Origin of the sequence: Salmonirosea aquatica (assembly GCF_009296315.1) — a bacterium.
GTDB lineage: Bacteria > Bacteroidota > Bacteroidia > Cytophagales > Spirosomataceae > Salmonirosea > Salmonirosea aquatica.
The window spans coordinates 1,742,284-1,768,493 of the sequence record NZ_WHLY01000002.1; the positions used below are offsets into that span (position 1 = coordinate 1,742,284).

General features: G+C 51.3%; 22 protein-coding genes. 15 read left to right on the plus strand and 7 right to left on the minus strand.

Annotated features, from left to right (window positions below; all coding sequences use genetic code 11):
- Positions 1-235 precede the first annotated feature (235 nt).
- The 6 genes from GBK04_RS08345 (at position 236) to GBK04_RS08370 (ending at position 6,133) form a co-directional block, all read left to right on the plus strand.
- Complete coding sequence (locus GBK04_RS08345; RefSeq protein WP_152758557.1) at positions 236-1,237, plus strand: type IV toxin-antitoxin system AbiEi family antitoxin; 1,002 nt, start codon at positions 236-238, stop codon at positions 1,235-1,237.
- Entirely contained in the window at positions 1,209-2,069 is an 861-nt protein-coding gene (locus GBK04_RS08350; protein WP_152758559.1) for a nucleotidyl transferase AbiEii/AbiGii toxin family protein, read from the plus strand. The genes GBK04_RS08345 and GBK04_RS08350 overlap by 29 nt, the downstream gene beginning before the upstream one ends.
- A gap of 48 nt (positions 2,070-2,117) precedes the next feature.
- Complete coding sequence (locus tag GBK04_RS08355; protein WP_152758561.1) at positions 2,118-3,056, plus strand: HNH endonuclease; 939 nt, start codon at positions 2,118-2,120, stop codon at positions 3,054-3,056.
- Positions 3,053-3,385, plus strand: a complete 333-nt coding sequence (locus GBK04_RS08360) for a nucleotide pyrophosphohydrolase (protein ID WP_152758563.1) — start codon at positions 3,053-3,055, stop codon at positions 3,383-3,385. The genes GBK04_RS08355 and GBK04_RS08360 overlap by 4 nt, the downstream gene beginning before the upstream one ends.
- Positions 3,386-3,529: 144 nt before the next feature.
- Positions 3,530-5,071, plus strand: a complete 1,542-nt coding sequence (locus tag GBK04_RS08365) for a sulfatase family protein (RefSeq protein WP_152758565.1) — start codon at positions 3,530-3,532, stop codon at positions 5,069-5,071.
- A gap of 21 nt (positions 5,072-5,092) precedes the next feature.
- Positions 5,093-6,133, plus strand: a complete 1,041-nt coding sequence (locus GBK04_RS08370; protein ID WP_373331447.1) for a formylglycine-generating enzyme family protein — start codon at positions 5,093-5,095, stop codon at positions 6,131-6,133.
- Between the two features lie 78 nt (positions 6,134-6,211).
- Here the strand turns inward: GBK04_RS08370 and GBK04_RS08375 are convergent, their stop codons facing one another.
- Complete coding sequence (locus GBK04_RS08375; protein ID WP_152758568.1) at positions 6,212-7,321, minus strand: J domain-containing protein; 1,110 nt, start codon at positions 7,319-7,321, stop codon at positions 6,212-6,214.
- A 58-nt stretch (positions 7,322-7,379) separates the two neighbouring features.
- Positions 7,380-9,845 (minus strand): carboxylesterase family protein, encoded by a 2,466-nt coding sequence (locus GBK04_RS08380; protein ID WP_152758570.1) that lies wholly within the window; start codon positions 9,843-9,845, stop codon positions 7,380-7,382.
- Positions 9,846-10,137: 292 nt separating this feature from the next.
- On the opposite strand from GBK04_RS08380, the gene GBK04_RS08385 reads away from it, so the two are divergent.
- Positions 10,138-11,121: a sugar phosphate isomerase/epimerase family protein gene (locus GBK04_RS08385; RefSeq protein WP_152758572.1), complete on the plus strand. Its 984-nt coding sequence runs from the start codon at positions 10,138-10,140 to the stop codon at positions 11,119-11,121.
- A 133-nt stretch (positions 11,122-11,254) separates the two neighbouring features.
- Here GBK04_RS08385 and GBK04_RS08390 read toward each other — a convergent pair whose 3' ends face one another.
- The gene (locus GBK04_RS08390; protein WP_152758574.1) at positions 11,255-12,418 is read right to left on the minus strand and encodes a Gfo/Idh/MocA family protein; all 1,164 of its coding nucleotides are present in this window, start codon (positions 12,416-12,418) and stop codon (positions 11,255-11,257) included.
- Positions 12,419-12,598: 180 nt separating this feature from the next.
- Between GBK04_RS08390 and GBK04_RS08395 the strand changes: the two genes are divergently transcribed.
- Complete coding sequence (locus GBK04_RS08395; protein ID WP_152758576.1) at positions 12,599-15,373, plus strand: M14 family metallopeptidase; 2,775 nt, start codon at positions 12,599-12,601, stop codon at positions 15,371-15,373.
- 45 nt (positions 15,374-15,418) lie between these two features.
- On the opposite strand, the gene GBK04_RS08400 is transcribed toward GBK04_RS08395, so the two are convergent.
- Positions 15,419-15,625 carry a helix-turn-helix transcriptional regulator gene (locus tag GBK04_RS08400; protein ID WP_152758578.1) on the minus strand — a complete coding sequence of 69 codons (207 nt, stop codon included), beginning with the start codon at positions 15,623-15,625 and terminating at the stop codon, positions 15,419-15,421.
- Positions 15,626-15,635: 10 nt separating this feature from the next.
- Entirely contained in the window at positions 15,636-15,977 is a 342-nt protein-coding gene (locus GBK04_RS08405; RefSeq protein ID WP_152758580.1) for a hypothetical protein, read from the minus strand.
- A gap of 180 nt (positions 15,978-16,157) precedes the next feature.
- Between GBK04_RS08405 and GBK04_RS08410 the strand changes: the two genes are divergently transcribed.
- Positions 16,158-16,601: a hypothetical protein gene (locus GBK04_RS08410; protein ID WP_152758582.1), complete on the plus strand. Its 444-nt coding sequence runs from the start codon at positions 16,158-16,160 to the stop codon at positions 16,599-16,601.
- 153 nt (positions 16,602-16,754) lie between these two features.
- Here GBK04_RS08410 and GBK04_RS08415 read toward each other — a convergent pair whose 3' ends face one another.
- Positions 16,755-17,189 carry an SRPBCC family protein gene (locus GBK04_RS08415; protein ID WP_152758584.1) on the minus strand — a complete coding sequence of 145 codons (435 nt, stop codon included), beginning with the start codon at positions 17,187-17,189 and terminating at the stop codon, positions 16,755-16,757.
- Between the two features lie 352 nt (positions 17,190-17,541).
- Positions 17,542-18,780 (minus strand): PQQ-dependent sugar dehydrogenase, encoded by a 1,239-nt coding sequence (locus GBK04_RS08420; protein WP_152758586.1) that lies wholly within the window; start codon positions 18,778-18,780, stop codon positions 17,542-17,544.
- A 527-nt stretch (positions 18,781-19,307) separates the two neighbouring features.
- Here GBK04_RS08420 and GBK04_RS30455 point away from each other — a divergent pair.
- From GBK04_RS30455 to GBK04_RS08445, 6 genes are all read left to right on the plus strand, one after another.
- Complete coding sequence (locus GBK04_RS30455) at positions 19,308-19,808, plus strand: carboxypeptidase-like regulatory domain-containing protein (protein WP_373330826.1); 501 nt, start codon at positions 19,308-19,310, stop codon at positions 19,806-19,808.
- On the plus strand, positions 19,808-22,573 hold the full coding sequence (locus GBK04_RS08425) for a SusC/RagA family TonB-linked outer membrane protein (protein WP_373330827.1): 2,766 nt from the start codon (positions 19,808-19,810) through the stop codon (positions 22,571-22,573). The genes GBK04_RS30455 and GBK04_RS08425 overlap by 1 nt, the downstream gene beginning before the upstream one ends.
- 37 nt (positions 22,574-22,610) lie before the next feature.
- Complete coding sequence (locus GBK04_RS08430; RefSeq protein ID WP_152758588.1) at positions 22,611-24,335, plus strand: RagB/SusD family nutrient uptake outer membrane protein; 1,725 nt, start codon at positions 22,611-22,613, stop codon at positions 24,333-24,335.
- Between the two features lie 121 nt (positions 24,336-24,456).
- On the plus strand, positions 24,457-24,690 hold the full coding sequence (locus GBK04_RS08435; protein WP_152758590.1) for a hypothetical protein: 234 nt from the start codon (positions 24,457-24,459) through the stop codon (positions 24,688-24,690).
- 177 nt (positions 24,691-24,867) lie between these two features.
- The gene (locus tag GBK04_RS08440; RefSeq protein ID WP_152758592.1) at positions 24,868-25,407 is read left to right on the plus strand and encodes a hypothetical protein; all 540 of its coding nucleotides are present in this window, start codon (positions 24,868-24,870) and stop codon (positions 25,405-25,407) included.
- Complete coding sequence (locus GBK04_RS08445) at positions 25,370-25,765, plus strand: transposase family protein (protein WP_373330828.1); 396 nt, start codon at positions 25,370-25,372, stop codon at positions 25,763-25,765. The genes GBK04_RS08440 and GBK04_RS08445 overlap by 38 nt, the downstream gene beginning before the upstream one ends.
- The last annotated feature ends 445 nt before the right edge of the window (positions 25,766-26,210 follow it).

Consider the following 26,210-nt stretch of genomic DNA (forward strand, 5'->3'; position numbering starts at 1 on the left):
TTCTTCCCGTTCTGATTTTTTGGGTGATTGTCAGTATTTTGCAAGTATATCTCTCACCTACCTTACCTAGCTGGGATTCCGCCTGGCTTTACATCGTCATATTTCGTAAAAGTACCCTTACCCGGCCAAGAATCTGGTGCTTCCGTTGAATTCAAATAGAAAGCTAAATCACAAACATGGTTGGTTTACCAATGAAATATGTTTACGTTTACGTAAACATTGAAATTATGTAAACATGACCGAAGAACAAATTGTCCACACAGCTTTGGATAATCTCCTGAAAACTACCCAATTCAAAGGTCATTGGGAGAGAAAAGCAACGGATGAGCTGGATGGTACTTTGCGGATTAGAGCCGGAGAAAAAGTCTTGCAATTCAATGTGGAGATAAAGAAAGAACTCAGAATGCACATTTTACCCCAAATTTATGGGTTCAGTGAAGCGCAACAGCCCTTTCTGCTCATTGCTGGCCGGCTTTATCCCAAGATTAAAGAGGAGTTGAGAATCCATAATATCTCTTACCTGGAAGCCAACGGAAATCTCTATCTGAAAACTATGGATCAATGGTTCTGGATTGATACCAATGAACCCCTGAAAATAGATAGAAACGTCAGGAATCGGGCTTTTACCAAAACTGGCCTCCGCGTGTTGTTTGACTTTTTAAGGCATCAACAGCTGATAAATGAGCCATATCGGCAAATCGCCGAGCAGACGGGCACCTCCATTGGCAACATCACGCATATCGTCAACGGACTCAAGCAGGAAGGCTACCTGATCAAGGTTTCAAAGAACGAATATCAGTTCCAACGGCTGGATGAACTGCTGGGACAATGGATAGCGGCCTACGGGAAAACGTTGAAGCCTTCCCTGAAAATGGGCAGGTTTCGGTTTGTGGATAAGGATGGGTTCGCTAACTGGAAAAGCCTGACTTTACATGTCCCCGGATCACTCTGGGGGGGCGAGCCCGCCGGGGAGCTGCTGACGGGCCATCTGAAATCGGCCGAGCTAACACTTTACACCGAAGACAGCCGGAGTGAGCTCATGAAAAGGTACCGTCTTATACCCGACGAGACGGGGCCCGTGCAAGTGTACAGGAAATTCTGGCAGCAGGAAGCAAATGACTGGGCTACCGTGCCCCCCCTGCTGGTGTATGCCGATCTGATTAGTGCCCAAGACAGGAGAAGTCAGGAAACCGCCCAAAAAGTGTACGATGACTATATACAGATTGAATTACCGTGAATTGCGGCAGAATCCCACGGTAGACGGTCTGCTTTCGGGCCTGGAGCGAGGATTCACCAAGTATGGCATCGATTTTTATCTCGTGGGAGCCGTAGCCCGTGACGCCTGGATGAGCATTCATGACAAAAAGGCCCGCCGCACCACGGGTGACATTGATTTTGCCGTACTCGTTAATACGCCTGGAACCTACGAAGCATTAAAAGAGTACCTGGTTGCAGAGGAAGGATTCTTCCCCTCTTCCGAAAACCCTTTCGTTCTTATATGGCAGGACAAAACGCAGTTAGATTTGCTTCCTTTCGGGGGCATCACTGACGAGAATGGAACAGTAAAAGTCATGGGCTCTGGGTTTGCATCGATCAATATGCCTGGATTTGGCGAAATCTACGAAGAAGGATTGCCGGAACTGATCCTCGAAGGGCAACATCGGTTCAAATTCTGTACGCTACCGGGTATATTCCTGTTGAAACTTATAGCGTGGGACGATCGGCCAGAGGCCCGCCGCGACGACATAAGGGACATCAGCGACATTCTGAATCACTTTTTTGACCTATATGATGAGGAGATATGGACTAATCACTCAGATCTGTTTGAAGATGAAAATGATGACCTGCGGCATATAGCCGCTCAGGTAATGGGACGAGAGATTGGAAAGATTGCCCAACGAAATGATCAGCTGTACCAGCGGATATTAAATATTATGCATGTCAATACTGCTGACCCCCGCACCAGTGAATTAGCCCGAGTTATGATAGACTATTTTGACAATACCTTAGAAGATAACATTTTGATTGTAAACCGAATAAAGAAAGGTTTCACAGAATACTTTATCTAAAAAAAACCATAGAAACCTATACATAGATCAAGAAATCAGCCCCTAACAATGAAGCTGTATTTAGGTGTTACAGATAATAATTGGTTTCATTATTTAAGCCGAATGAATCCAGAAGACGTCAACTTCTGGCAACCCAGCGGGAATGTGAGTTTTAAAGTACTGCACCCCGGAGACCCCTTCCTTTTCAAGCTCAAAAAGCCTCTAAATACAATTGGAGGCGTTGGCTTCTTTTCCAGCCATACGACGTTGCCGATATCAATCGCCTGGGATACGTTCCGCAACCGGAATGGCTGTGCTACATTTGATGAATTCAGTCGAATGATATTGAATTATCGCAATGATAGGCACAATATTAATCCCACGATTGGTTGCATAGTCCTGACCAACCCCATTTTTTTCCGGGATGAGGATTGGATTGAAACCCCTTCAAATTGGGCAAACAGTATTGTTCAGGGGAAGTCGTATAGCACAGAAGAGCCCATAGGTAATGCAATCTGGAAGCGTGTTGAAGCGCTTACTACTAAATATATGGCCGAAGCGCAACTCTCCTCGAATCCCTTTTTAACCGAAGAACCCGCTTTCCCTGCTTATGGAAATCCAATCCTTACAAAAGTCAGGCTTGGACAGGGAGCATTTAGAGTACTAGTGACCGATGCCTATAATAGAAGGTGCAGTATCACAGGCGAAAAAACGCTTCCCGTGCTTGAAGCAGCCCATATCAGGTCTTATGCTGAGGCTGGGCCGCACCTCACCTCCAATGGTATCTTGCTTCGCTCCGACATGCATAAGTTGTTCGACAATGGCTATTTGACAGTCACTGAGGACTACAAAGTGGAAGTAAGTAATAGGATCAAGGAAGAGTTTCAGAATGGGAAGGAATATTACCAGTACCACGGGAAAGGTCTTTTAATTCTTCCAACAAAAGATACTGATAAGCCCGATAAAAGATACATCGAATGGCATAACACTAACATTTACCGGGGATGAAAAAGGAAATTGAGGTAATAACGGAAAAGATCAAAGCATTCCGGGATGAGCGCGATTGGAAACAATTCCATGATCCTAAGAACCTTGCAATATGCCTCAGTATTGAATCTTCGGAGTTATTACAGTCATTTCTATGGAAAAATGCCGATGAGGCAGATATTGAGAAAATAAAGGAAGAGTTGGCGGATGTACTGTATTCCGCTTTGCTTATTGCCGATCATTATAATCTTAATGTGAAAGAAAGCATCGAAGCAAAACTCAAAATAAATGCTCAAAAGTACCCTGTGTCAAAAGCAAAGGGCTCTAATAAGAAATATGATCATTTGTAGATAACGTAATCGTACCGGCGCTCTTTAAGCAAACACATGATGCATCTACCCAGATTCCGGTTAGTTTTCAACCCAACCCGCCTTTGGTAGTAGTTCAATCAGTCTCGCCGGACGCGTCCGGCACTACCCCAACTCCCTAACTGCATGAAGTACCTGCTACTGGTATGTTTGGCCTCGCTGGTGGCCTGCACCCAGACCCAAGAAGAGAAAAAAACTGACAAGCCTAACATTGTTTTCATTTTCTCCGACGACCACGCCTACCAGGCCATCGGGGCCTATGGCAATAAGATCGCCAAAACCCCCAATCTGGATCAGCTGGCCAGCGAAGGCATGCTATTCACCAACAGCTTCGTGACCAACTCCATCTGCGGTCCCAGTCGCGCGACCCTGCTCACGGGAAAATACAGCCACATGAACGGCTACAAGCGCAACGACCGCACGCTGTTCGATACGGAACAAACGCTGTTTTCGAAGGTACTGCAGCAGAATGGCTATCAAACCGCCTGGATCGGCAAGATGCACCTCAACAGCCTGCCCGTCGGGTTCGACTACTGGAATATTCTGCCCGGTCAGGGTCAGTACTACAACCCCGATTTCATCAGTCAACCCAACGACACTACCCGCTACCACGGCTACGTGTCGGACCTGATCACGCAGTTTTCGACGGAGTGGCTCGAAAAACGCGATACTTCCAAGCCGTTTTTCCTCATCGTGGGCCATAAAGCCACCCACCGGACGTGGCTGCCCGCCCTGGAAGATTTGGGAGCCTACGACGACGTGGAGTTTCCGCTGCCCGACAATTTTTATGATGCCTATCAGGACCGCGAAGCCGCCCGGCAGCAGGATATGTCCGTGGAAAAAACCATGCGGCTGAAGCAGGACCTGAAAATCCATCCCGATTACGAGAAAGACGGGGTCTACAACCGCTTTGATCCGGAGCAGAAGAAGGTATTCAAGGACTACTACGACAAAGTAGCCCAGGATTTCGAGGCGAAAAAGCTGACGGGCAAAGCGCTGGTGGAGTGGAAATTGCAAAGGTACCTGAAGGACTACTACGCCACGGCCAACGGCCTGGACCGCAACATCGGCAAGTTGCTGGACTACCTCGATAAGTCAGGCCTGGCCAAAAATACAGTGGTCATCTATGCCTCCGACCAGGGCTTTTACCTGGGCGAGCACGGCTGGTTCGACAAGCGGTTCATCTACGAAGAATCCATGAGAACGCCCCTGATGGTACGGTACCCGGGCATCGTGGAAGCGGGCAAAAAACAGGATGATCTGGTACTTAACATCGACTGGGCACCCACGGTACTGGACATCGCCGGTGCCCCGATTCCTGCGGACATACAGGGCCAATCGTTTCTGCCGTTGTTGAAGGGTACCCCATCGACGCAGGTACCCTGGCGGAAAGCGGCTTACTACCATTATTACGAGTTTCCCCAGCCGCACCACGTCTATCCGCACTTTGGAATCCGGACCGATCGTTATAAATTGGCCTACTTTTATGACGGCCCCGACGCGTGGGAGTTATTCGATCTACAAAAAGATCCCCACGAAATGTCTAACCTCTACGGAAAGCCGGGTACCGAGTCTATCACGGAAGACCTGAAAGGGCAGTTGAAAAAACTCATGGAAGCGTACAAGGATGAGGAGGCATTGAAAATATTGGCTGCGGCCAAAAAGTAAGAACGAGTGAAATTGGATATGATGAAGACCGTGAACGTACAAGTCTGTTTTTTAGGAGCACTCGCCGCCCTAACGTGCGGATGCCAAAAAGAACAGAATAATTCGGCTACCTCGGATACGCCGGTGGTAGCTGCGTCGATGAATAGCATTCCCGAAGGGAAACGCGACACGACGGGCATGGCGTGGATACCGGGGGGTACCTTCCTGATGGGAGCCGACGAATTTCCCGATTCCCGACCCGTGCATAAGGTAACCGTGGACGGCTTTTACATGGACACCCACGAAGTGACCAACGCTGAATACGCCCGGTTTGTGGAAGCTACCAACTATAAGACCGTCGCCGAAAGGCCCCTGAATCCGGCTGATTATCCGGGGGTACCTGCCGACAAGCTGGTACCTGGCTCGGCGGTGTTTACCCCTACCCCTACCTCCGTGTCGCTGGACAACCCGCTGCAATGGTGGAACTACGTGGCGGGCGCCGATTGGGCGCATCCCGAAGGACCGGGAAGTACCATCAAGGGGCGGGAGAATCTGCCCGTGGTGCATGTTTCGTACGAAGATGCCGCCGCCTACGCCCGCTGGGCGGGTAAGCGGCTCCCTACCGAAGCCGAATGGGAGTTTGCGGCCCAGGGCGGCCGGGGCAACCACACCTACTACTGGGGCGATCAGCTGAAACCCGGCAACAAGTGGGTGGCCAATATCTACCAGGGTAGCTTCCCGGACAAGAACCTGAATGAGGACGGGTACGCCGGAGCCGCTCCGGTGAAGTCGTTTCCTTCCAATCCTTACGGCCTCTACGACATGGACGGCAATGTGTGGGAATGGTGCCAGGACCTTTACCGCCCCGATGCCTACCAAACCAGCGCCGCCAACAACCCCAAAGGTCCCGCCGACAGCTACGATCCTGATGAACCCGGCGCTACCAAACGCGTCCAGCGCGGCGGCTCGTTCCTTTGCAGCGATCAATACTGCATTCGTTACAAGGCCGGAAGCCGTGGCAAAGGCGAGGTGACCAGCGGCAGCAACAATCTGGGCTTCCGCTGCGTAGTAAGCGCGAAGTAGATGAAAAAAGCTAATGGCTGATAGCTAATGGACGTTAGCTTTTTTTAGCTCCTCAGTAGCTTACGCAACATGAATTAATTAGATATCGAAGGGTTGCGGGGATGCGTTCTGCAACCTGGCATCCTGTTGGTAGGCTTTTATTTCCGGAGTCCAGTCCTTGAACCAACTTTTCTGGTGCTTGCGCGAATCGTTGAGATCGGCCTGGATCATTGTGATTTCTGCCCGTAGTTTTTTCTTAAAATTCTTGAATTTGCGCTCACTGAACGCATGGGTTTGGTCAAAAAATTCCTCGCGCAAACCCATGCTGCTATGTTTCAGAAAATCGACTTCTTTCCTGATCTCGTTCAGCTGTTTTTGCAGGATCTTATTGTACCGTTTGAGCATGTCCTCAGCTAGCCAAAAAGCATCGGCTTCCTCTTCTTCGAGGTACTCGATCTGTAATTTCAGCAACGCCAGGAAGTCGTTTTCCTGGTAGGCTTTCGTCACGCGCTGGATCAGCTCGGTCTTCTGGATTTTGGCGGCTTCGTCCGTTTCGCGGTCGGGATGGTACTTCTTCACCAGCCGCAGGTAGATCGCCCTGGCATCCTGTAGCAGGGCCTGCTGCTGTTTGTCCACTTGCAGTGGGGCGTCGGGCTCAAAGTTTTTCAAATCCTCGGCCTGCCCGGTTTCCCACTTTTCAAGCATTTTTTTCCGAATCTCCTCGCTGTGTTCCTTCACGAAGGTATCCACGCCCTTGTCAACCATCTCGCGCAGGTCCATGTCGATCCCCAACTCATCTTTGAGCTGTCGGGCTATCGGGGCCAAATTCTTCTCATCGGAAAGTAGCGGCTCCCCGGCGTATTTTTCAAACAGCTCTTTCAGTATCTCATCGCCATAGCCATTCTTTTTCAGCAGTTCGCTGGCCTGGTCGGCCATGTACCCATCGAACCATGGCCGGTCGTACTTGCCAATGCCCAGTTCGTCGGCCAGTTCATCCAGCCGTAGCAACCGGCTCCGCAGCAGCTCATCCCGCCTGCCGATCAGCGGCCGCAATTCGCTTTGAATGCGAGGTACCACCTCCCGCAACCCCTGCTCGAGGGTATGGTGCAAAGACTGGCTCTCGCCGATGTCTTTCAGGAGTTTCTCATAGCGAGCTTGTAGCTTCGACTTTGTGGTAGCTCGCTTTTTATAAACTAGTCTTTGCTTCATTTTTTTACAATCGGGCCGTACGACAGCCGATTGATTGGTTGACGAGGTTGGGGCGAAGCTACTGACTCACCACCGTTTCACTTTCCTTCAAAGACCAGTCGTTATTGTAAAAACCCGCCATCTTGACGCCCGTCACGCCACTCCGCAGCATGTCATTGGTAAAAATCATGAAATCGGGAAAACCACTGCCGCCGCTGAAATACTGATTGGCGTTGGCAGCCTGCATGCCTATCAGACCCGTGCCACTTACTACCGCTACCGAAGCTACTTCACTATCCTGCCGGGGCCACACGAAATAGGCGGCGAGATTGTTGCCGGAGAAGGTACGGGTACCTACCGTGAGGGTACCATTGGCTACCTGAATGGGACAGTCGGCCAGTAGTTTCGGCCAGGCCGCGTTGTTGGTGGCATTGCCGTACAGCACCACGCCCCGGTCGGGGTACCTTTGCGGGTCGAATTCCGTATCGGCAATCAGATCCACGGCCCCATTGCCCCGGTAGTACCACGACTCCATGTCGAATTTGGCTTTGTCCAGCGCCCAGGCCTTTTCGGCGGCGCTGCCGCCGGTGGCGTATACGAATACCATCCGGTGGTTGAAGGGTTCCTTGAGGGTACCTGAGCGCCGGGTACCTTTCTGGCGCGCATCGGGTTTGCCTGCTACTTTCCAGGTATCTTCTTTTTTCAGAAAAATCGTTTCGTTCGGACTTTTCACGCTATAAGGTACCTCGGCCACGCTATCCAGTTGGATCTTGACTTCCGTTCCCGGTGCAAAAGCGCCCAAATCCAGGGACAGCGTAGCAACATTCTGGGTGGTACCCGTAATGCGGTTTTTGGCCTGATCCCGATCCAGGACAATGCGACTGAAACGCAACGGTTCCTGCTGCTGGTGAATGGTCGCCCATTTCATTCGTCCGGAAACACCGGGATTGGCCGTGGTAAAATCCACGTGATTGGCCGCAGTGGCCGTGTCTTTGGCGAGGGTATGCCAGCTGAAAAAATCGAACAAAGGCGGCCAGTCGACGCTGATGTCGCCGTACCAGTGGCTGCCGCCGGGGTACTCATAGTAGCTGAAGTCGGGGTGAAAACCGGCCAGTAGCTTCTTCATCTGCCGGGCGTATTCCACCGAAACCGTCCGGTCGGCGTCGCCGTGGTTGATGTACACACCCAGCGGTTTGTAGTTTTGTACCAGCGCCAGCACATTGCTCGGGTTACTGGCCCGCAGCAACATCGCTTCCATGGGCGACGACGCACTGTCGGGAATCATGCCGTCGTGCGAGCCGTAGGACGACAAGGTAGGGTACCCCGCGCAGGGCGCAATGGCCGCCCAGTTGCCGGGGTAAGTCGCGCCCAGGAACCAGGTACCGTGTCCGCCCATCGAGTGGCCCGTGAGGTAGATCTTCTCGGGATCGGGCGAATAATTTTTCTTCGCAATCGCCAGCACTTCCAGGGCGTCGAGCCGACCCCAGTCCTCCCAGTTGAAGCCGCGCGGACGACGGTTGGTAGGCGCCACCAGCACGCCCCAATCTTTGGGCTTGTAAGCCCGCGCCTGGTTGATGGCTTGCACTTCGGCCCCATGCACTGAGAAAAACAAAGCGGGTGCCACACCAGGCTTGGGATTGAGCTGCGGGGCTACGGAATAGTACTGCACCGTGCCGTCAATGTCGCTGACAAAGGTACGGCTGTACTGCTTGCCGGTCGCGATGGTTTCCAATTCTATAGATTTCGTATCCAGCATTTTTCCGCTTTGCAGCAGCGAGAGGTTTACCGTTTGCTTGCCGATGTTCGTGGCTTTACTTCCGTTCAGAAGCACCCCTACCTTACGGGTGCTGAGAGCGGGGACAGCAGGTACCTCGACCGACATCTTATTTCCCATTACATCGGAGATAATCGTCAGATCGGTTAGTGGCTTGGAAGAGGTGTTGACCACCACTAGGCCGACCCACAGCGAGTCATTTTGCAGGGTAGGTACCACGTGCGGCATGGTCAGGTCGGCGGTGTTGAGGTACACGGGCTTTTCGGGAAAATCAAGCTTGGCCACAATCCCGCCGTACGAACCGAAGCGGCCCACGCGGACGTAAAATTCATTTTTCCCTTTTTTCAGAACCACAGGAATATCCATCCAGCCGTAGCGGTAGATATCGCCCCCGTGCGGCACGCCGTTGACGTACACCATGTCGTTGCCGGTTACGTTCAACAGGGCGGTCTGCGCTTTTTTGGTGGTGTAGGTCAGGTACAGGTACCCATTGCCCATGTCCCGGCTCCGGAAGCGGTGCATACTGTCAGCCTTCATCGCCTTCCAGGTAATCTCTTTTTGATCCAGGGTGGAGAAGGTACCCCCGTCCTGCGGGGAAGTCAGGGCGTTGGTATTCAGGGCATAGGCCAGTTCGTCTTTGTAAATGGCTTCGCGGCCATACTGGTGAAAAGGACCCGCCACCAGGCCTTCCGAGAAATAGAAGGTAGTCTGCGCCGAAACATCGGGCAAAAGCGAGAAAAAAGTAAGTACAAACAGAAGAATCGTCCTCATACTCTTGGATAACGGGGTTGAGTTATTTTATGAAGTAGTCTGAACGAAGTTAACCCCAAAATGGATCAATAGGAAGTAAAAGCCACCTTGAATTCCATAATAATAAAGTCAAATATCTGATTTTCAAATATTTATTTTTATAAAAATTTTTAATAAATATGTAACGAGGTACTTTTAAGCAAACCGAAAACAGTATTCGGATAAATAATTTGGGTCAATTTGGTTAAGTCCATCACTGCCCGGTCTTTTGTTTGAAATATTTCTTCGTACATCTGCTATTCAATTTTCAATTATGAACGATAAAGAACTTTCAAGAAGGCAATTTCTGACCCGTGCTTCGCTGGCCGTGGGTGGTGCGGCGCTATTGGTCCATGACACGTTCGGGGTACCTGCCTACATCAAAAATCTGGGCAAGCCCAATTCCGTTTTCAATGGCGTACAGGTAGGTGCCATCACGTATTCCTGGCGCAGTATGCCCGGCAGTGCCGAGGATATCCTGCGCTACTGCCAGGAATGTAACATCAGTGCCATCGAACTCATGGGCCCCACGGCCGAGTCGTTTGCCGGGGCACCGGAGGCACCCGCGTTCGTGCGCGGCCAGTTGACTGACCAACAGAAAGCCGAGCGGGCCGAGGCCGCGCAGAAGATGGCCGCCTGGCGCGCGTCCGTCTCCATGGATAAGTTCGAGCAGCTTAAAAAGATGTACAACAAAGCGGGGGTGAGCATCTATGCCTACAAGCCTAGTGCCCTGGGAGCTAACAACACCGACGCCGAGGTGGATTACGCCTGCCGGGCTGCCAAAGCGCTGGGAGCCACACATGCTACGGTCGAGATTCCCACCGATCCGGCGCAAAGCAAGCGGCTGGGTGATATTGCGGCCAAAAACAAAATATACATCGGCTACCACGGCCATTTGCAACAAACTTACACGATTTGGGACCAAGCCCTGGCGCAGTCTAAATACAACGCGATGAACTTTGACATGGGTCACTACGTGGCAGCCGGCCATGATCCCATTCCGCTGATCACCGACAAGCACCAGCATATCGTGAGTATGCACACCAAAGATCGGAAAAACAAAGCCAACGGCGGCGAGAATGTAGTATGGGGCGAGGGCGATACGCCCATTGTGGAGGCCCTGCAGCTGATTCGTGACAAAAAATACAAATTCCCCGCTACCATCGAGCTCGAATACCCCATTCCCGCTGGATCGGATGCTGTCAAAGAAACCGCCAAATGCGTGGAGTACGCCCGTAAAGCACTGGAAGCATCCTGATGTGGTACGGAGGGTACCTTATTTGGATATTTAAACTGTCAATAGAATAGTAAAGCCTCTGACCACAATGAATTGCGGCCAGAGGCTTTTTAAATCAAAAAACAAATACACAAAAAACAATTCAACAACTTCTTCACGCCAGTTTCAGCTTAATCTTCTCCGCCTTGGCCTGAGCCTTTAACGCCAGCTCGGTCGCCAGGAAACAATGCTCCTGCGTCATGGCGGTTTCGGTGCGGTTCAGAATATCGTCTATCAGTAGTCGCCCATAAGGCAAGTCTACATCTTTGGTATCTACCGTGATCGTTTCTTTCTGATTGACCAGGAACAGGTGGTTGCCGCCGGGAGCGCCGCTAATATCCACATTTTTGCGAATCTCGATGAAGCCCTCGGTACCCAGGATCGTCAGGCGGCCATCGCCCCAGCTTTTCAGGCCATCAGGTGTGAACCAGTCGACCCGGACGTAGCCCATGCCGCCGTTGCCACGTACCATCACGTCGCCAAAATCCTGGAGGCCCGGGTACTGTGGATGCGCCACATTGCCCACTTCCGAAGCCACCACATCGGCCTCGGTGGAGCCAGTGAAGTACAGGAACTGGTCGAACTGGTGGGAACCGATGTCGCAGATGATGCCGCCGTACTGGTCGAGTTCAAAAAACCACTCGGGCCGGGTTTTGGGGTTCATACGGTGCGGGCCCAGTCCAATCGTCTGGATTACTTTACCGATGGCACCCGCCTTGACCAGCTCGCCCGCTTTGACGGTGGCTTTATTCTCGAAGCGTTCGCTGTACATGATGGAATAAATCCGCCCCGTAGCTTTCTGAACCTTGCGGACTTCGGCCAGTTGGGCCAATGTAGTGATGCCGGGTTTGTCGGACATGTAGTCTTTGCCGCTCTTCATCACCCGGATACCCAGCGGCGCCCGGTCGATCGGAATACCTGAGCTGAGCACCAACTGAATGGATTTGTCGTCGAGGATTTCCTGCTCGCTGCCGGCTCGTTTGGCCTGCGGGAAGCGCTTGCCAAAATCCGCGGCCAGATCATCTTCCTTGGCGTAGTAAGACACCAGCTCGCCGCCGCCCCGCTGCACGGCTCCCACCTGCCCGTAAATATGTCCGTGGTTCATGCCGATTACGGAGAACTTGATTCGTGGCGCTACGGGCTGCAACGGCTTTTCAGTCGGGATTTCTGCTAGGGTCGTTCCGTTTCCGGCCTGACTGGCCAAAGGTAGCATCATCAGGCCCGCGGCGGATTGTACCGAGCTGACGAGAAATTTCCGGCGGTTTTCATGTTGTTTCATAGGGCTCTTTGGCTCCGTGAGAGCTTGATTTAGTTATGATGGTTAGATTCTTCTGTATTAATAAGACGAGTTCGCCGTATAAATTACCCGAAAACAGAAAAGAAATCACCGCCGTGCCTGCGGGATTACTATATTTGTTTGGTTGATAAAGCAACAATATTTAACCTAACTAAACCGAATATGCATTTGACCTATTTTACCCGTCTCCGGTTTTACGTTCTGGGTCTGATCGCCCTGACCCTGATTCAGGCTACCCAGGCCCAGAAAATCCCTACCCCCAAGGAACACTTTGGCTTTGCCATCGGCGACGACTACCATCTGGCTACCTATGTGCAAACGGAAGCCTACTTCAAAAAACTTGCCGCCGCTTCGCCCCGCGCCAACCTGGTAGACATGGGCTTTACCGAAGAAGGTCGGCATCAGTACATGCTGGTGGTGTCTTCGCCCGAGAATCTGAAAAATCTGGCAAAATACAAATCCATCTCCCAGCGCTTGGGCCGTGCGCAGGACCTAACCGATGAGCAGGCCCGGGCTTTGTCCAAAGAAGGAAAAGCCGTGGTGTGGATCGACGGCGGCCTGCATGCCACTGAAACCGTGGGCGCTCACCAACTCATCGAAACTTCCTACCAGCTCATCAGCCGTCAGGATCCCGAAACGATGCGTATTCTGGATCAGACCATCATTTTGCTGGCCCACGCCAATCCCGACGGGCAGGAACTGGTGAGTACATGGTACATGCGGGAGAAAAAAGACGACAAGAAAAGTACCGATTTCCTGCCCCGCTTGTATCAGAAATACATCGGCCACGACAACAACCGCGATTTCTTTATGATGAACATGAAGGAATCTTGGAATATCGGCAAGCAACTGTACGTGGAGTGGATTCCGCAGATTGTCTACAACCACCACCAATCCGGCCCGGCGGGTTCGGTGGTTGCCGGCCCCCCCTACCGCGACCCGTTCAATTATGTCTATGATCCCATGATTATCACCAGCCTGGATGCCGTGGGCGCGGCCATGAATAACCGCCTCAACGCCGAAGGCAAGCCCGGCTATACCCAACGGGCGGGCTCGGTGTACAGTACCTGGTGGAACGGTGGCCTGCGCACCGCTCCCTACTTTCACAACATGATCGGTATCCTGACCGAAATCATCGGCAGTCCTACCCCCGACACCATTCCCCTGGTACCTCAGCGACTGATTCCCAACGGCTCTCAGACGTTCCCGATTACGCCCCAGCTATGGCACTTCCGGCAGTCGATCGACTACTCGGTATCGCTGAACTACGCCGTGCTCGATTACGCCTCCCGCTACCGCGACGAACTGCTGTATAATATTTACCGCATGGGCAAAAACGCCATCGAACGGGGACAGAAAGATACCTGGGCGCTTTCTCCCAAGCGTATCAAGGAAATCGAAGATGCTTATGAAGCTGCGAAAAAGAAAAACAGCAAAACCAAGCTCACCAAGGCCTACTACGACTCGGTTATGACCGATCCTACCCTGCGCGACCCACGGGCCTATGTTCTTTCAGCCAGCCAATCGGACTTTCCTACGGCGACGAAGTTCGTCAACGCCCTCATCAAATCAGGGGTGCAAGTCCATGTAGCTACGGCGGATTTTATGGTGGGTAAAAAGAAATATCCCAAGGGTACCTACGTCGTCAAAACCGCGCAGGCCTTCCGCCCGCACGTGATGGATATGTTCGAGCCGCAGGATCACCCCAACGATTTCCAATATCCGGGCGGTCCTCCGGTACGTCCCTACGATGCGGCCGGCTGGACACTCGCCTACCAGATGGGCGTCGAGTTCGACCGCATTCTGGACGATTTTAAAGGCCCGTTCCAGGCTCTGCCCTATGGCGAATTGCAACATCCGATGGGTACCCTTGAAACTGTAAATCCGGTGGCAGGGTACCTCCTAAATCCTGAGGCCAATGACTCGTTCACTGCCGTGAATGACCTCCTAAAAGCGAACGTAGACGTATTCCGCACCACCGAACCGTCGGACCTTGAGGTAGGTGCCTTCTTTGTACCGGCGGGCGAGCAGGCCAGAGCCATGCTGGGAAAATCGTCCAACGAGTTGGGCATCGACGTCAAAGGAGTAGCGCAGCGTCCTACGGCTCCCCTCGCCAAGGTGAGTCCGCTTCGGGTGGGCTTATGGGATACCTACGGCGGCTCCATGCCCTCGGGCTGGGTGCGCTGGCTGAGTGAACAATTCCACTTTCCGGTAGAAGTGGTGTATGCTCCGACAATCGACGCGGGCGAATTGCGCAAGAAGTTCGACGTACTCCTTTTTGTATCGGGGGCCATTCCTGCACCAGCGGGCGAAACGGGCGGGCGGGGTTATAGCCGCCGGGAACCTAACGCCAAAGAAATCCCGCAAGAGTACCGCGACCAACTGGGGAAAATATCGGCAGACACGTCGGTGGCAGCGCTCAAAAAATTCATGGAGGCAGGGGGTACCGTACTGACTATCGGCAGCAGTACCAATTTGGCCTACCACCTGAAGCTACCCGTACGCAACACACTGGTGGAAATAACGGGCGATGGCAAAGACCGCCGCCTGCCCAGTGAAAAGTACTACATCCCGGGCAGCATTCTGCGCGTGAGCGTAGATTCCACGCGGGCCGTCGCCTGGGGCATGCCATCGCAGACCGATGTATATTTTGATAACAGTCCGGTGTTTACTGTGGCACCCGATGCGCTAGCCCAGGGTACCATCAAGCCTTTACTCTGGTTCGATAGCGCTACCCCGCTCCGCAGCGGCTGGGCGTGGGGACAGTCCTATCTGGAAGGAGGCGTCACGGGCTTTGAAGCCAAGGTAGGAGCCGGTAAGCTCTATGCCTTCGGGCCGGAAATTACCTTCCGGGCGCAGTCCCACGGCACTTTGAAGTTAGTGTTTAATGCGCTTTACTCCACGGTGAACGCGGCTGGCGGAACGGGTACCGACTGATCTTATAAGATATCGGCGGGTGCTTCCACCCGCCGATACGCTGCATCAATTCCAATCCGTATCTTCCAGTATAAAAATATCATTTACAGTAGTATTGAATTTGAAAGCGATTTTTAAAGCGAGCGCCGTTGATGGTACAAATTTTCCAATCTCGATGGAATTGATCGTTTGCCTTGAAACACCTACTTTTTCTGCCAATTCTGCTTGGGTAATGTTCTGTTTTGCACGTTCAACTTTCAGATAGTTTTTCATTTTCAAGCAGTTATTCCCAAGAAAGGTATAATCGTAGGTAATAGATACTGATTGCCAAAGCAAATACCAGTATGAGGAAATGATTTATTTCAACGAGTTGAAAGGAAAACACCTGGTGCGAATAAAGGTTGGTACTGATAAGCTTCAGGCCATATCCCAAAACCAGGGCGATGTAGGCAGATGAAGACTTTAAGATTTTTACCCGCTCATCATCAATTTTCTCTTTGCTTACAAACACAATAAACAATCCTACCAGTAAAGGGATTTCTGAACCCGGAGCGTTATTGATAAAAAACGCCACAATTCCCATTACAATTAATACCAGGCCTAGATATTTAGGTAGCTTGTTCATGATAACATAAGTTTATTTTACTTTACAAAAGTACAGTATAGTAATCAAAATGACAAGTATAGTTTACTTTTTGAAAAAATATTATACTGATCGAACTGTACTTATAAGTACGAAATAGAGAGTTACTGCCTACTGGTGAGGGATTCCACCCCCCAGCGGCATATTGTAGAAGCATACGCTATGAAACATCCAAAAATCCTGTTGGCCTGCCTCTTGGCCCTTACCGCAACGGGCGTGCGGGCGCAGGCTGTGCGCGAAGAAACGAGCGCTCAGACTGAAACGTACCCTGCAACTAATTTTCCGTATTCGAGCCTGACAAACTTCACTACGATGGAGGCTATCGGCGGCCAGGATACAGAAAAGGATTCCCGCTCAAGCTACATGGGGGTGTTGGGAGAAAAATGGGAAACGGACAAGCGGGGTCGCCGGAGTACCTTCATTCATAACGGGCAGGAGATGTCGATTGGCTACACTACGCAAACGAATGAGCCCGTGCATAAAAACCAAATTCCGCAGGGCCTGCCTGCTTCAGTACGTGATTCATTGGTTGGCCAAGGTACCCCGCCTCCGCCACCCAAAGCGACCTTAATGAATAGGCCGGTAGGTTCTTCCCAAAATAAGTAAAGTTGGCTACTGCCCGGAATTCCAAGAAGAATGCTGCGGTGGAAGAAGGCAAAAGATTGAAGCTTCGAGGTACCCTGACCAATGGTTGGAGTCAATGAGAGTCTGCGTTCTCACGTAAGCGCCCAGCCTTGCTTTTACCAAAATCAGGTACCTTTACTTTCCGCTTTCTACTACTTCTTTTAAGCCTTTAAGTACCTTGTCCCACCCTTTCACGGACTTTTTATAACGGTCTTCCGCACCTTCCCCTCCCCCTACGTTATCTGATACCGATAATGTGGTTTTTCCATCTTCATAAGTCAGCTCATCCGTTACAACTGAAATGCTGGAGGTACCCTTGCTATTGTCATTGGTCAGGTTATATTTCAAAAGCTTTCCGGGCACTACTTCCAGAATTTTGCCATGAAACTCTATCTTTTTTATCAGAAATATTTTCCCCTTAAAGGTGATGGGACTGCCTACCTTCCAATCGGAAAAGACTTTGCAATTGAAAAAATATTTCTTTGTCTTTTCAGGATTTGTCAGCGCATCCCAGACCGCTGCCGGTTCCGCGTTGATCGTCACTTTTTTCTTTACCACGAAGTCTTTCATGCCGTTGATGGATTAGTGAATAAAACCTACAGTCGACTCGGGTTCGAAGGCCATTCCGCTCAGCCTGATACTTTCTTGAGCAGCTACTAGGATGGCCATTGAATTCTTTCCCAATCGACTCACCTACCCTAAAAACTTCTAAAAATACTATTCCAATAACAGGTCGCTTCCTGATCGCATTTAATGGATGAATTGACATGTAGGGTAAAGCATTCTCGAGCCAGAGGGTCGAGTTTCCGGATGCTTACTTTGACCATTACTTTAAACGTCAGGAAAAGTGCCTCAAAAACAAAGAGGAAGCCCCAGCGTGGAGCTTCCTCTTTGAAGTTTACAGCTTGTCTGGCTGCCGCTACTATTTCTTACCGATCCGGTATAAACGCCCCTGGTCGGTCACGGCATACAGGGCGCCGTCCTGGCCCTGAGTTATGTCGCGGAACCGTTGGGTTTGGTCGGCCAACAGACGCTCCTCGCCAATGACGCGGTTATTCTTGTCCAACACCAGCCGGGCGATATGCATGCCGCTCAGGGTACCTATGAAGAGATTATTCTTCCATTCAGGAATCTGATTGCCGGTATAGAAAGTCATGCCACTGGGCGATACCGAAGGGTCCCAGTAGTAGACGGGTTGTTCGAGGCCCGCCTTCTGCTGGATGGCATCGCCCACTTTTTTCCCGCTATATTCGATTCCGTAGGTAATGGTGGGCCAGCCATAGTTTTTACCAGCCTCCACGCGGTTCAGTTCGTCGCCCCCCCGGGGACCAAACTCATTCTCCCACAGATCGCCCGTTACGGGATGGATCGCCAGCCCCTGCACGTTGCGATGTCCGTACGAGTACAGTTCGGGCCGGGCGCTCTCTTTACCGGCAAAAGGGTTGCCTTTCACAGGTTGCCCGTCGGTCGTAATCCGGATCACCTTACCCAGGCCTGATTCCAGCGATTGCGCCTGAGGCCGCGTAACCAAATCGGACCGTTCGCCCGTGCTGAGGATCAGGTTGCCCTGACGATCGAAAAGGACACGTCCACCAAAGTGCAGATTGCCCTTATAGTAGGGAGTAGCTCGGTAAATCACTGTGGCACCTTCAATTTTCTTTTCGTCTGCCGAGAGTTTTCCCTTGGCCACAGCCGTCAGGTTTCCGTCATCCGTGGGTTCGGAAAACGCCCAGTATACCATCCGGTTGCTTTTAAACTTTGGATCCAGAGCAATGCCAAGCAGCCCTCCCTGCCCTTTAAAGTGAACTTCGGGCAAGCCCATAATAGGATCGCTCAGCTTGCCCTCCTGGGTCACAATACGCAGGTTGCCGGCTTTTTCGGTCAGGATGAGACGACCGTCGGGCAGGCTGGTGATAGCCCAGGGCGATTTCAGATCCTCGGTCAATACCTTCCCTTCATATTCACTGGAGGTTTTGATACCCGCGGCACGGGTCTGATTCGTAAAGGCGGGTTTATACTCGGGCGAGTTTTTCTCATTGTTTTCCACGGGAGGCAACGTTCCGGCTTTGGTGGAAGCCTGGTCGCTCTGAGCAAAGGAGAATGGACAGATACTGAAGACCAGCACGGTGGCTGAAGCTACAATTGAAATGGGTTTTATCATAATTGATTTTGATATGACTTTCTTATACAGATTACAAATATAGGCATCGGCAGCATCTGTCCGCATGCACACTTCTTACTTTGGATGCGCGTCTTACCAGGGAAGCAGTGGTTTTGGCCGCTTCTCAAGGCCGAAACCATACCAAAATCCCTACTCATTTTCGCTCATCGTCTTGCTTCTTTTAAGGGATGTCTCGCTCGATTTCATCAACTTCACTTTTCAACTTAAATTATTGAATTATTTTAAGTTGAATATATAATAAAACCCATTCGGTATAAACCATTATTGGGTACCTAAGCCAGTCGTTACTTCTTAACTTCTAGCAGGTTAACGAGTATATTTCTCACTTAAATCTGCCAAATTTTAACGCATTGGGGCTTTTTGCAAAGTATGACTAAAAAATATGAATATATGACGATTATTTTTTTTGAAAAACGTAGTTAGAATCCGACACAATATATACTTTCGTGTGCTGATTAAGCATACCAATTCAATCAATCCATTTACTTAAACCCAACAACGCCTCTATGAAACAAGGTGTACAAATCACAGCCCGCTGGGCTGTACTTCTGCTGCTCACGATGAGTAGCTTTTTGGCGCAGGCACAGGAACGTCGCCTTACCGGCAAAGTAACCACCTCGACCGACGGCCAGGGCCTGCCCGGTGTCAACGTGCAGGTCAGGGGAACTACTGTCGGTACGGTTACGGACGCCGACGGGCAATTTGCCATCAATGTACCGGGCGAAAACAGTGTTCTGGTGATTTCGTCTATTGGCTTCATGAAAAAAGAAATAACCGTGGGGAATCAGAGCACGATCAACGTGTCGCTGGATGACGATGTAAAGAGCCTGAGCGAGGTGGTCGTGACAGGCTACGGTACCCAAAACAAGCGGGACATTACCGGGGCCGTGGCTTCCATTGATGTCAAGCAGGCTTTGGCGGTCCCCGCCAGCAACCTGGCGCAGGCCATGCAAGGCCGGGTAGCAGGCGTGAACGTATCCAATGACAACTCGCCAGGGGTGGGGTGATGGTACGTATACGGGGCTTCGGTACCATCAACGATAACTCTCCTCTGTATGTGATCGATGGTACCCCTACCAAAGGCAACCTGAATTCCCTGAACCTGAATGACATCGAGTCCATGCAGGTGTTGAAAGATGCTTCAGCGGCCTCCATCTACGGGGCGCGGGCCGGAAATGGAGTCGTCATCATTACCACCAAGAAAGGAAAAATCGGCAAGCCTACCCTTACCTACGATATGTATTATGGTACCCAGAGTGCCTGGCGGGGCCTGGACTTGACCAACACGCAGGAATATGCCGATCTGCTATGGACGTCCCGGATCAATGCTCTCAACACACTGGTGAACGGAGTAGCTACCCCGAACGCGGGCCAAACCGGTCTGATCTACCCCAGCAACGCGCAGTTTGGCAAAGGCGCCACGCCGGTCATCCCGGATTACATCATTCCCGCCGGAGTTTCGGAAGGCGATCCGCGCGCCGATCCCAGCAAGTATGTCTTCGACCCCTTTAATCCCAGCACGCGCTATCTGATCACTAAAGCCAACAAACAGGGCACCGACTGGTTTGACGAGATGTTCAACCCGGCTCCCATTCAGAACCATCAGCTGGGGGTATCGGGCGGCAACGAGAACGGACGTTACGCCATGTCGCTCAACTTGTTCGATCAGAAGGGAATCATGCAATACACGTACTACAAGCGTTATTCGATCCGGGCCAATACGGAATTCAACGTAACCAAGCGGGTGCGCGTGGGCGAAAACTTCCAGGTAGCACTGGACGAGCGCGTGGGACAGACGAACGGCAACCAGAGCGAATCGAATCCTATTTCCTTTGCTTACCGCATTCAGCCCATCATTCCGGTGAAAGACATTATGGGCAACTATGCGGGAACATCGGGTACTGATCTGGACAATTCCCGCAATCCGATCGCCGAACTCTGGCGTAACAAGGACAATGTAGGTCGTAATATGCGCATTTTTGGTAATGCCTACGCCGAGGTGGACATTTTGAAAGACCTGACGGCCCGTACCCAGTTCGGGGTGGACTACAACCTGTACAATATTCGCAGCTACCGCGCCGTGGATTTGGAATCGTCGGAGAATGCCGGAGCCAACGAGCTAAACCAGACCAACAACTACGAGTGGACCTGGACCTGGTACAACACGCTGACGTACAAGAAGAATTTCTTCAATGACCACCTGAACATGAATATCGTGGTGGGTACCGAATCCATCAAGAGTTTCTTCGAACAATTCACGGGTCGCCGGCAGCGCTTCGCTTCGGATGACATCGACAACCGCTTCCTTGACGCCGGTAACCCCGGTACTTCGGTCAATTCAGGTACGGCGTCGGACTGGCGGCTAGCTTCCGAATTTGCCAAAGCCAACTTCTCACTAGACGACAAATACCTGATCGACCTGACCGTGCGCCGTGACCGTTCATCTCGCTTTGCCGAAGCCTACCGTGTGGCGTATTTCCCGGCTGTGTCGGCCGGATGGCGGTTGTCCAACGAATCATTCATGAGTGGCGTAAGCTGGCTGGACGATTTCAAACTCCGCGCGGCCTGGGGCCAAACGGGTAACCAGGAAATCGGTAACTATAACCGCTTTGGTATCTATGGCACCAATGCCGCCCAGAACTTCTATGACCTGAGCGGTGTCAATACTTCGGCCGTGCAGGGCTACGACCGTACCCAATTTGCCAATCCTAACGCCAAATGGGAGACCACGACTTCTACTGACTTCGGTTTCGACGCCGTTGTTTTGAAAGGTCGCCTGGACGTTAATTTCGACTGGTTCGACCGCAAGACCACCGACATGCTGTTCCGGCCTGACGTACAGCGTACGCAGGGTACGGCTACCGTACCCTTCCAAAATATCGGCTCCATGCGCAACAAGGGTGTCGAACTCGGCCTGAACTATAACGGCAGCGCGGGCAAGGATTTCACCTATTCGGTGGGAGCCAATATTGCTACGTATCGCAACGAGGTTATCAATTTGACGGGCGACCCCGCTACACAGTACTTTGGCTTCACCACGCGCCTGCCTCCCATGAGTGTGACTCAAGCGGGCTATCCGATTGGTTCATTCTTTGGCTATACCATTGACGGCTTCATCAATTCTGACGAGGAAGGTAAAAGCCTGCCCGTTCAGTTTGGTGGTGGAGCCAACAACAAGGCCGGGAATTTCCGCTTCCGCGACGTCAACGGCGATGGCATTATCAATGCGTCTGACCGCTCTATCATCGGCAGCCCCCACCCTGATTTCACCTACGGTCTCAATATCAGTGCTACCTACAAGGCCTTCCGATTAGATATGTTCGGTCAGGGTGTGCAGGGCAACCAGATTTTCAACTACGTACGGTACTGGACCGACTTCCCGACCTTCGCGGGCAACCGCAGCACACGGATGCGTTACGAGTCATGGGAACCGGGCAAAGCCAATCCTAAGCTACCTCTGCTGCGCTCCAACGACGTAATTTCCGTCCAGCCTTCTACCTACTACCTAGAGGATGGCTCCTATCTGCGTGTGAAAAACATCCAACTCACCTATACCGTCCCCGGAAAATTCCTGTCGCGGTTAGGTCTGGGCAAGGCATCGGTGTACATCCAGGGACAAAACTGGTTCACATTCACCAAGTACACCGGACTGGACCCCGAAATTAACCTGCGTAGCTCGAGCGGCACCGACCAGGACAAGCAGATCGGGGTGGATGAAGGCGCTTACCCAGCGTATCGGGCGACCCTGGTGGGGCTGAGCCTCGGGTTTTAATCGGATTGTACAAAATACTTCAAACTGATATTCTCAAATGAAAAAAATAACCTATTTCACAAGTCTGCTCGTGCTGGCCCTCGCTACTTCGTGCAGTGATGATTTTCTGGAAACAAGGCCCAAAGCCGCGCTTTCGTCCGAAACCCTCAAAGACCGGGCGGGCATCAACTACCTGCTTACGGGTGCCTATTCCCTTCTTGATGGCGTAGGGGCGGGCAATACGACCTACCATAGTTCGGCCGACAACTTCGTATACGGCAGCATCGCTTCCGATGATGCCTACAAAGGTACCATTGCCGGCGACCAGCCCGAGATGTCCCTGATCGAGCAGCGGCAAATCCAGCCTGACAACACCTACTTTCGGGGCAAGTGGCAGGCGGTATACGATGGCATTGCGCGTTCGAACGACGTGATGCTGCTGGTGGATCAGGTAACTCAGCTAACCGACACCGAGAAAACGCAAATCAAGGCTCAGGCTCGTTTCCTGCGCGGACATTACCACTTTGAGGCTAAGAAAATGTGGAACATGGTACCCTACATCGACGAAACGGTTTACAATCCTGACGATCTGAGCAGTACTAAAGTACCCAATGACAAGGACATCTGGCCCAACATCGAAGCCGATTTGAAGTTTGCGCTGGACAACCTACCCGAAACCCAGACGCAGAAGGGCCGCCCTACCAAGTGGGCGGCTGCCGCTCTGCTGGGCAAGGCGTACCTTTATCAGCGTAAATGGGCCGAAGCCAAGGCGCAGTTTGACGCCATCGTGAACAGCGGCCGCTACAAGTTGATGGATCGCTACCATGACAACTTCCGTACGGCAACCAACAACAACGCCGAGTCGATTTTTGAAGTACAGCATTCGGTCAATGATGGTGCGCCGGGCGGTGAAAACGGCAATCAGGGAGCTACCCTCAACTACCCTTACGGGGGCGGGGGCGTGACGACCTGCTGCGGTTTCTACCAGCCTTCCCAAAATCTGGTGAATGCCTTCAAGACCCAGAATGGCCTGCCGATGCCCGAATCGTTCAATACCTCTGATGTCAAAAACGACCAGGGCATCGAGTCCAACCAGGCCTTTACGCCCGATCAGGGTGAATTTGACCCGCGCCTCGACCATACGGTGGGCCGCCGGGGCATTCCGTTCTTGGATTGGGGGGTACATCCCGGTAAGGCGTATGTCCGCGATCAGTCGTACGGCGGTCCTTACTCACCTCGCAAGCATGTGATGTACCGTTCGGATGTAGGTAGCCTTACTTTTTCGGGCAACCCGCGCCTCAACGCCAACAACTACCGCATGATACGCTACGCGCACGTTCTGTTGATGCTGGCTGAAGCCGAGGTAGAGCTGGGCAATCTGACGCGCGCCCGCGACCTGGTGAACATGATACGCAACCGGGCGGCCAACCCGGATGGCTTCGTAAAGACGGCCGACGGAAAACCCGCCGCCAACTACGTCATCAAGCCCTACGCCGATGCCGATCCGGCCTTCAGTACCGCCGCCAACGCCCGCACCGCCGTCCGCTTCGAGTCGCGCCTGGAACTGGGTATGGAAGGACACCGTTTCTTCGACCTGGCCCGCTGGGGTATCGCCGATCAGGTCATGAATGCCTACTATGCCGTCGAGAAGGCCAAGCGTACCTATTTCAATGGGGTCAATTTTATCAAAGGCAAGCACGAGTACTACCCACTTCCGCTGCAGGAAATCGTCAACTCACAGGTAGGTGGGAAAGCTACTTTAAAGCAAAATCCTAACTATTGAGTAAGTTGATTTATTGAAAAAAGAGGGGCGCCTTTTAGAAAGGTGCCCCTCTTTTTTATAGAACAAAACAGTTGGGTACAGGTTTTACGATATAAAACTGAACCGATTAACCTATGAAATCATGTTGAAAAATCCCACTTTCGCCGCAGTATTTTCCACAGCCTACCTTTTATTGTTTGTAGTCTTAATCGCTGTCGGCCAGGCGGGTGTCGGTACGCTGCTTTTCATATTTTCGCCACTGCTGATAATTTGGCTAGTGTACGTCGTGCTACGCTACGGGAAGGCCTCTGGCCGTACTTTCGATGAGTATTTTTATGACGATGTCAATATTCGGGTGGATAAGCTGAGGGAGTAGTCGGGCACTTCTCTGACTAGCGAATTCTTGTTTCTTCCGATAAGACTCTACTCTTGTAACATGACGAAGAATATCCTTTGTAAATATTCCTATTATATCTTCTCTTAAAAGGTAGAATGATTCGCTATATCAACAAAAATTAATAATAGACTTGTTGCAAAGGCTTAAATTTGATTTATGAATCTCTCAATTACAGCTTTAAAAACAGACCGACAGTGGCGCTCAGCTACCGGTTTGGATCAGAAACGTTTTTCCAAATTATTGGTTTGGTTCGAGCAGTCCCATGAACAAATTTACGGCAGGGGCATTGAACTCAGGCAGTCCGAGTGTCCTGAACTACCTGCATTGAGCACCTACACGGATTTATTACTGTTTACCTTATTTTCGTTGAAATCAGGGCTTTCGTACGATCTCTTAGGTTTCACTACCGGCATGGACGGCTCGACCGCCAAGCGAAATCAGGACATCGGTATAACCGTACTGGGCCATACCTTGGCGGCCTCAGGCCATGTCCCCAAGCGTAGTTTTGACAGCGCCGAGGAGTTCAAGGAACACTTCCAGGACAAGGGTGCCATCCTGATCGATGCCACCGAACAACGTACACAGCGGCCGGGTGACTCAGACTACCAAAAGATGATGTACAGTGGCAAAAAAAGCTCACACCGTCAAGGCCATGATTATGGCCACCACCGATCGGTACATTCATTTTTTAAGTAAATGCTGGGTCGGGAAATCGCACGATTACACTCAGCTCAAAGTAGAATTCCCGGCCGGGGAACCCTGGTTCAAAGATTTACGGGTAAGGGTTGACTTGGGCTACCAGGGGATAGTCAAAGACTATGAATGTGAGCAGATTAGCATCCCTGAAAAGAAGCCCAGGAAGGGCAAGTTGACTGAGGTGCAGAAAGAAAGTAATCGGGGCAAATCCTCGGAACGTGTCTATGTCGAGCAGGCTATCGGTGGAATGAAGAGATTTCGGTATTTGAGTGATCGCTTACGAACCCGTAAGGTACTTCTCTACGAATCAGCGATTGGTATTTGCGCCGGCCTATGGAATTTTTATCTTACTAACTAGTTGTTAATCACTATTGCAACAAGTCTATTATATATATTTACAATGGAAAATCAGTTTATTCCCCAACGATAGCCGACCATGTCAGTAAGCGTAAAAATATTACTACTCTGTACTCTCTGCTCGTTACTGATCGATACCTGTGCCGGGCAGGACATAACCTACCGTATAGAGATGGATTCTGTTTCTTACACTTATAGCCTAGCACCTGAATCCATTAAATCAAAAAATCGACTTCGGGAAGCAGTCGAGGACATTATACTGACCACTACTCCCAACGTTGATAGACCTTACAGCTCGGTTGATGTACGTATCCGGTTCCTGGAAACTTTTGATATCAATCGGGTAACGATGGTCGTCATAGACTTATTCCATGATTTTAGTTCCTCAGGCACACCACTTGGTTTTTCAAGTAATTGGCTATCCCCCAAATCAATAAATTACGATA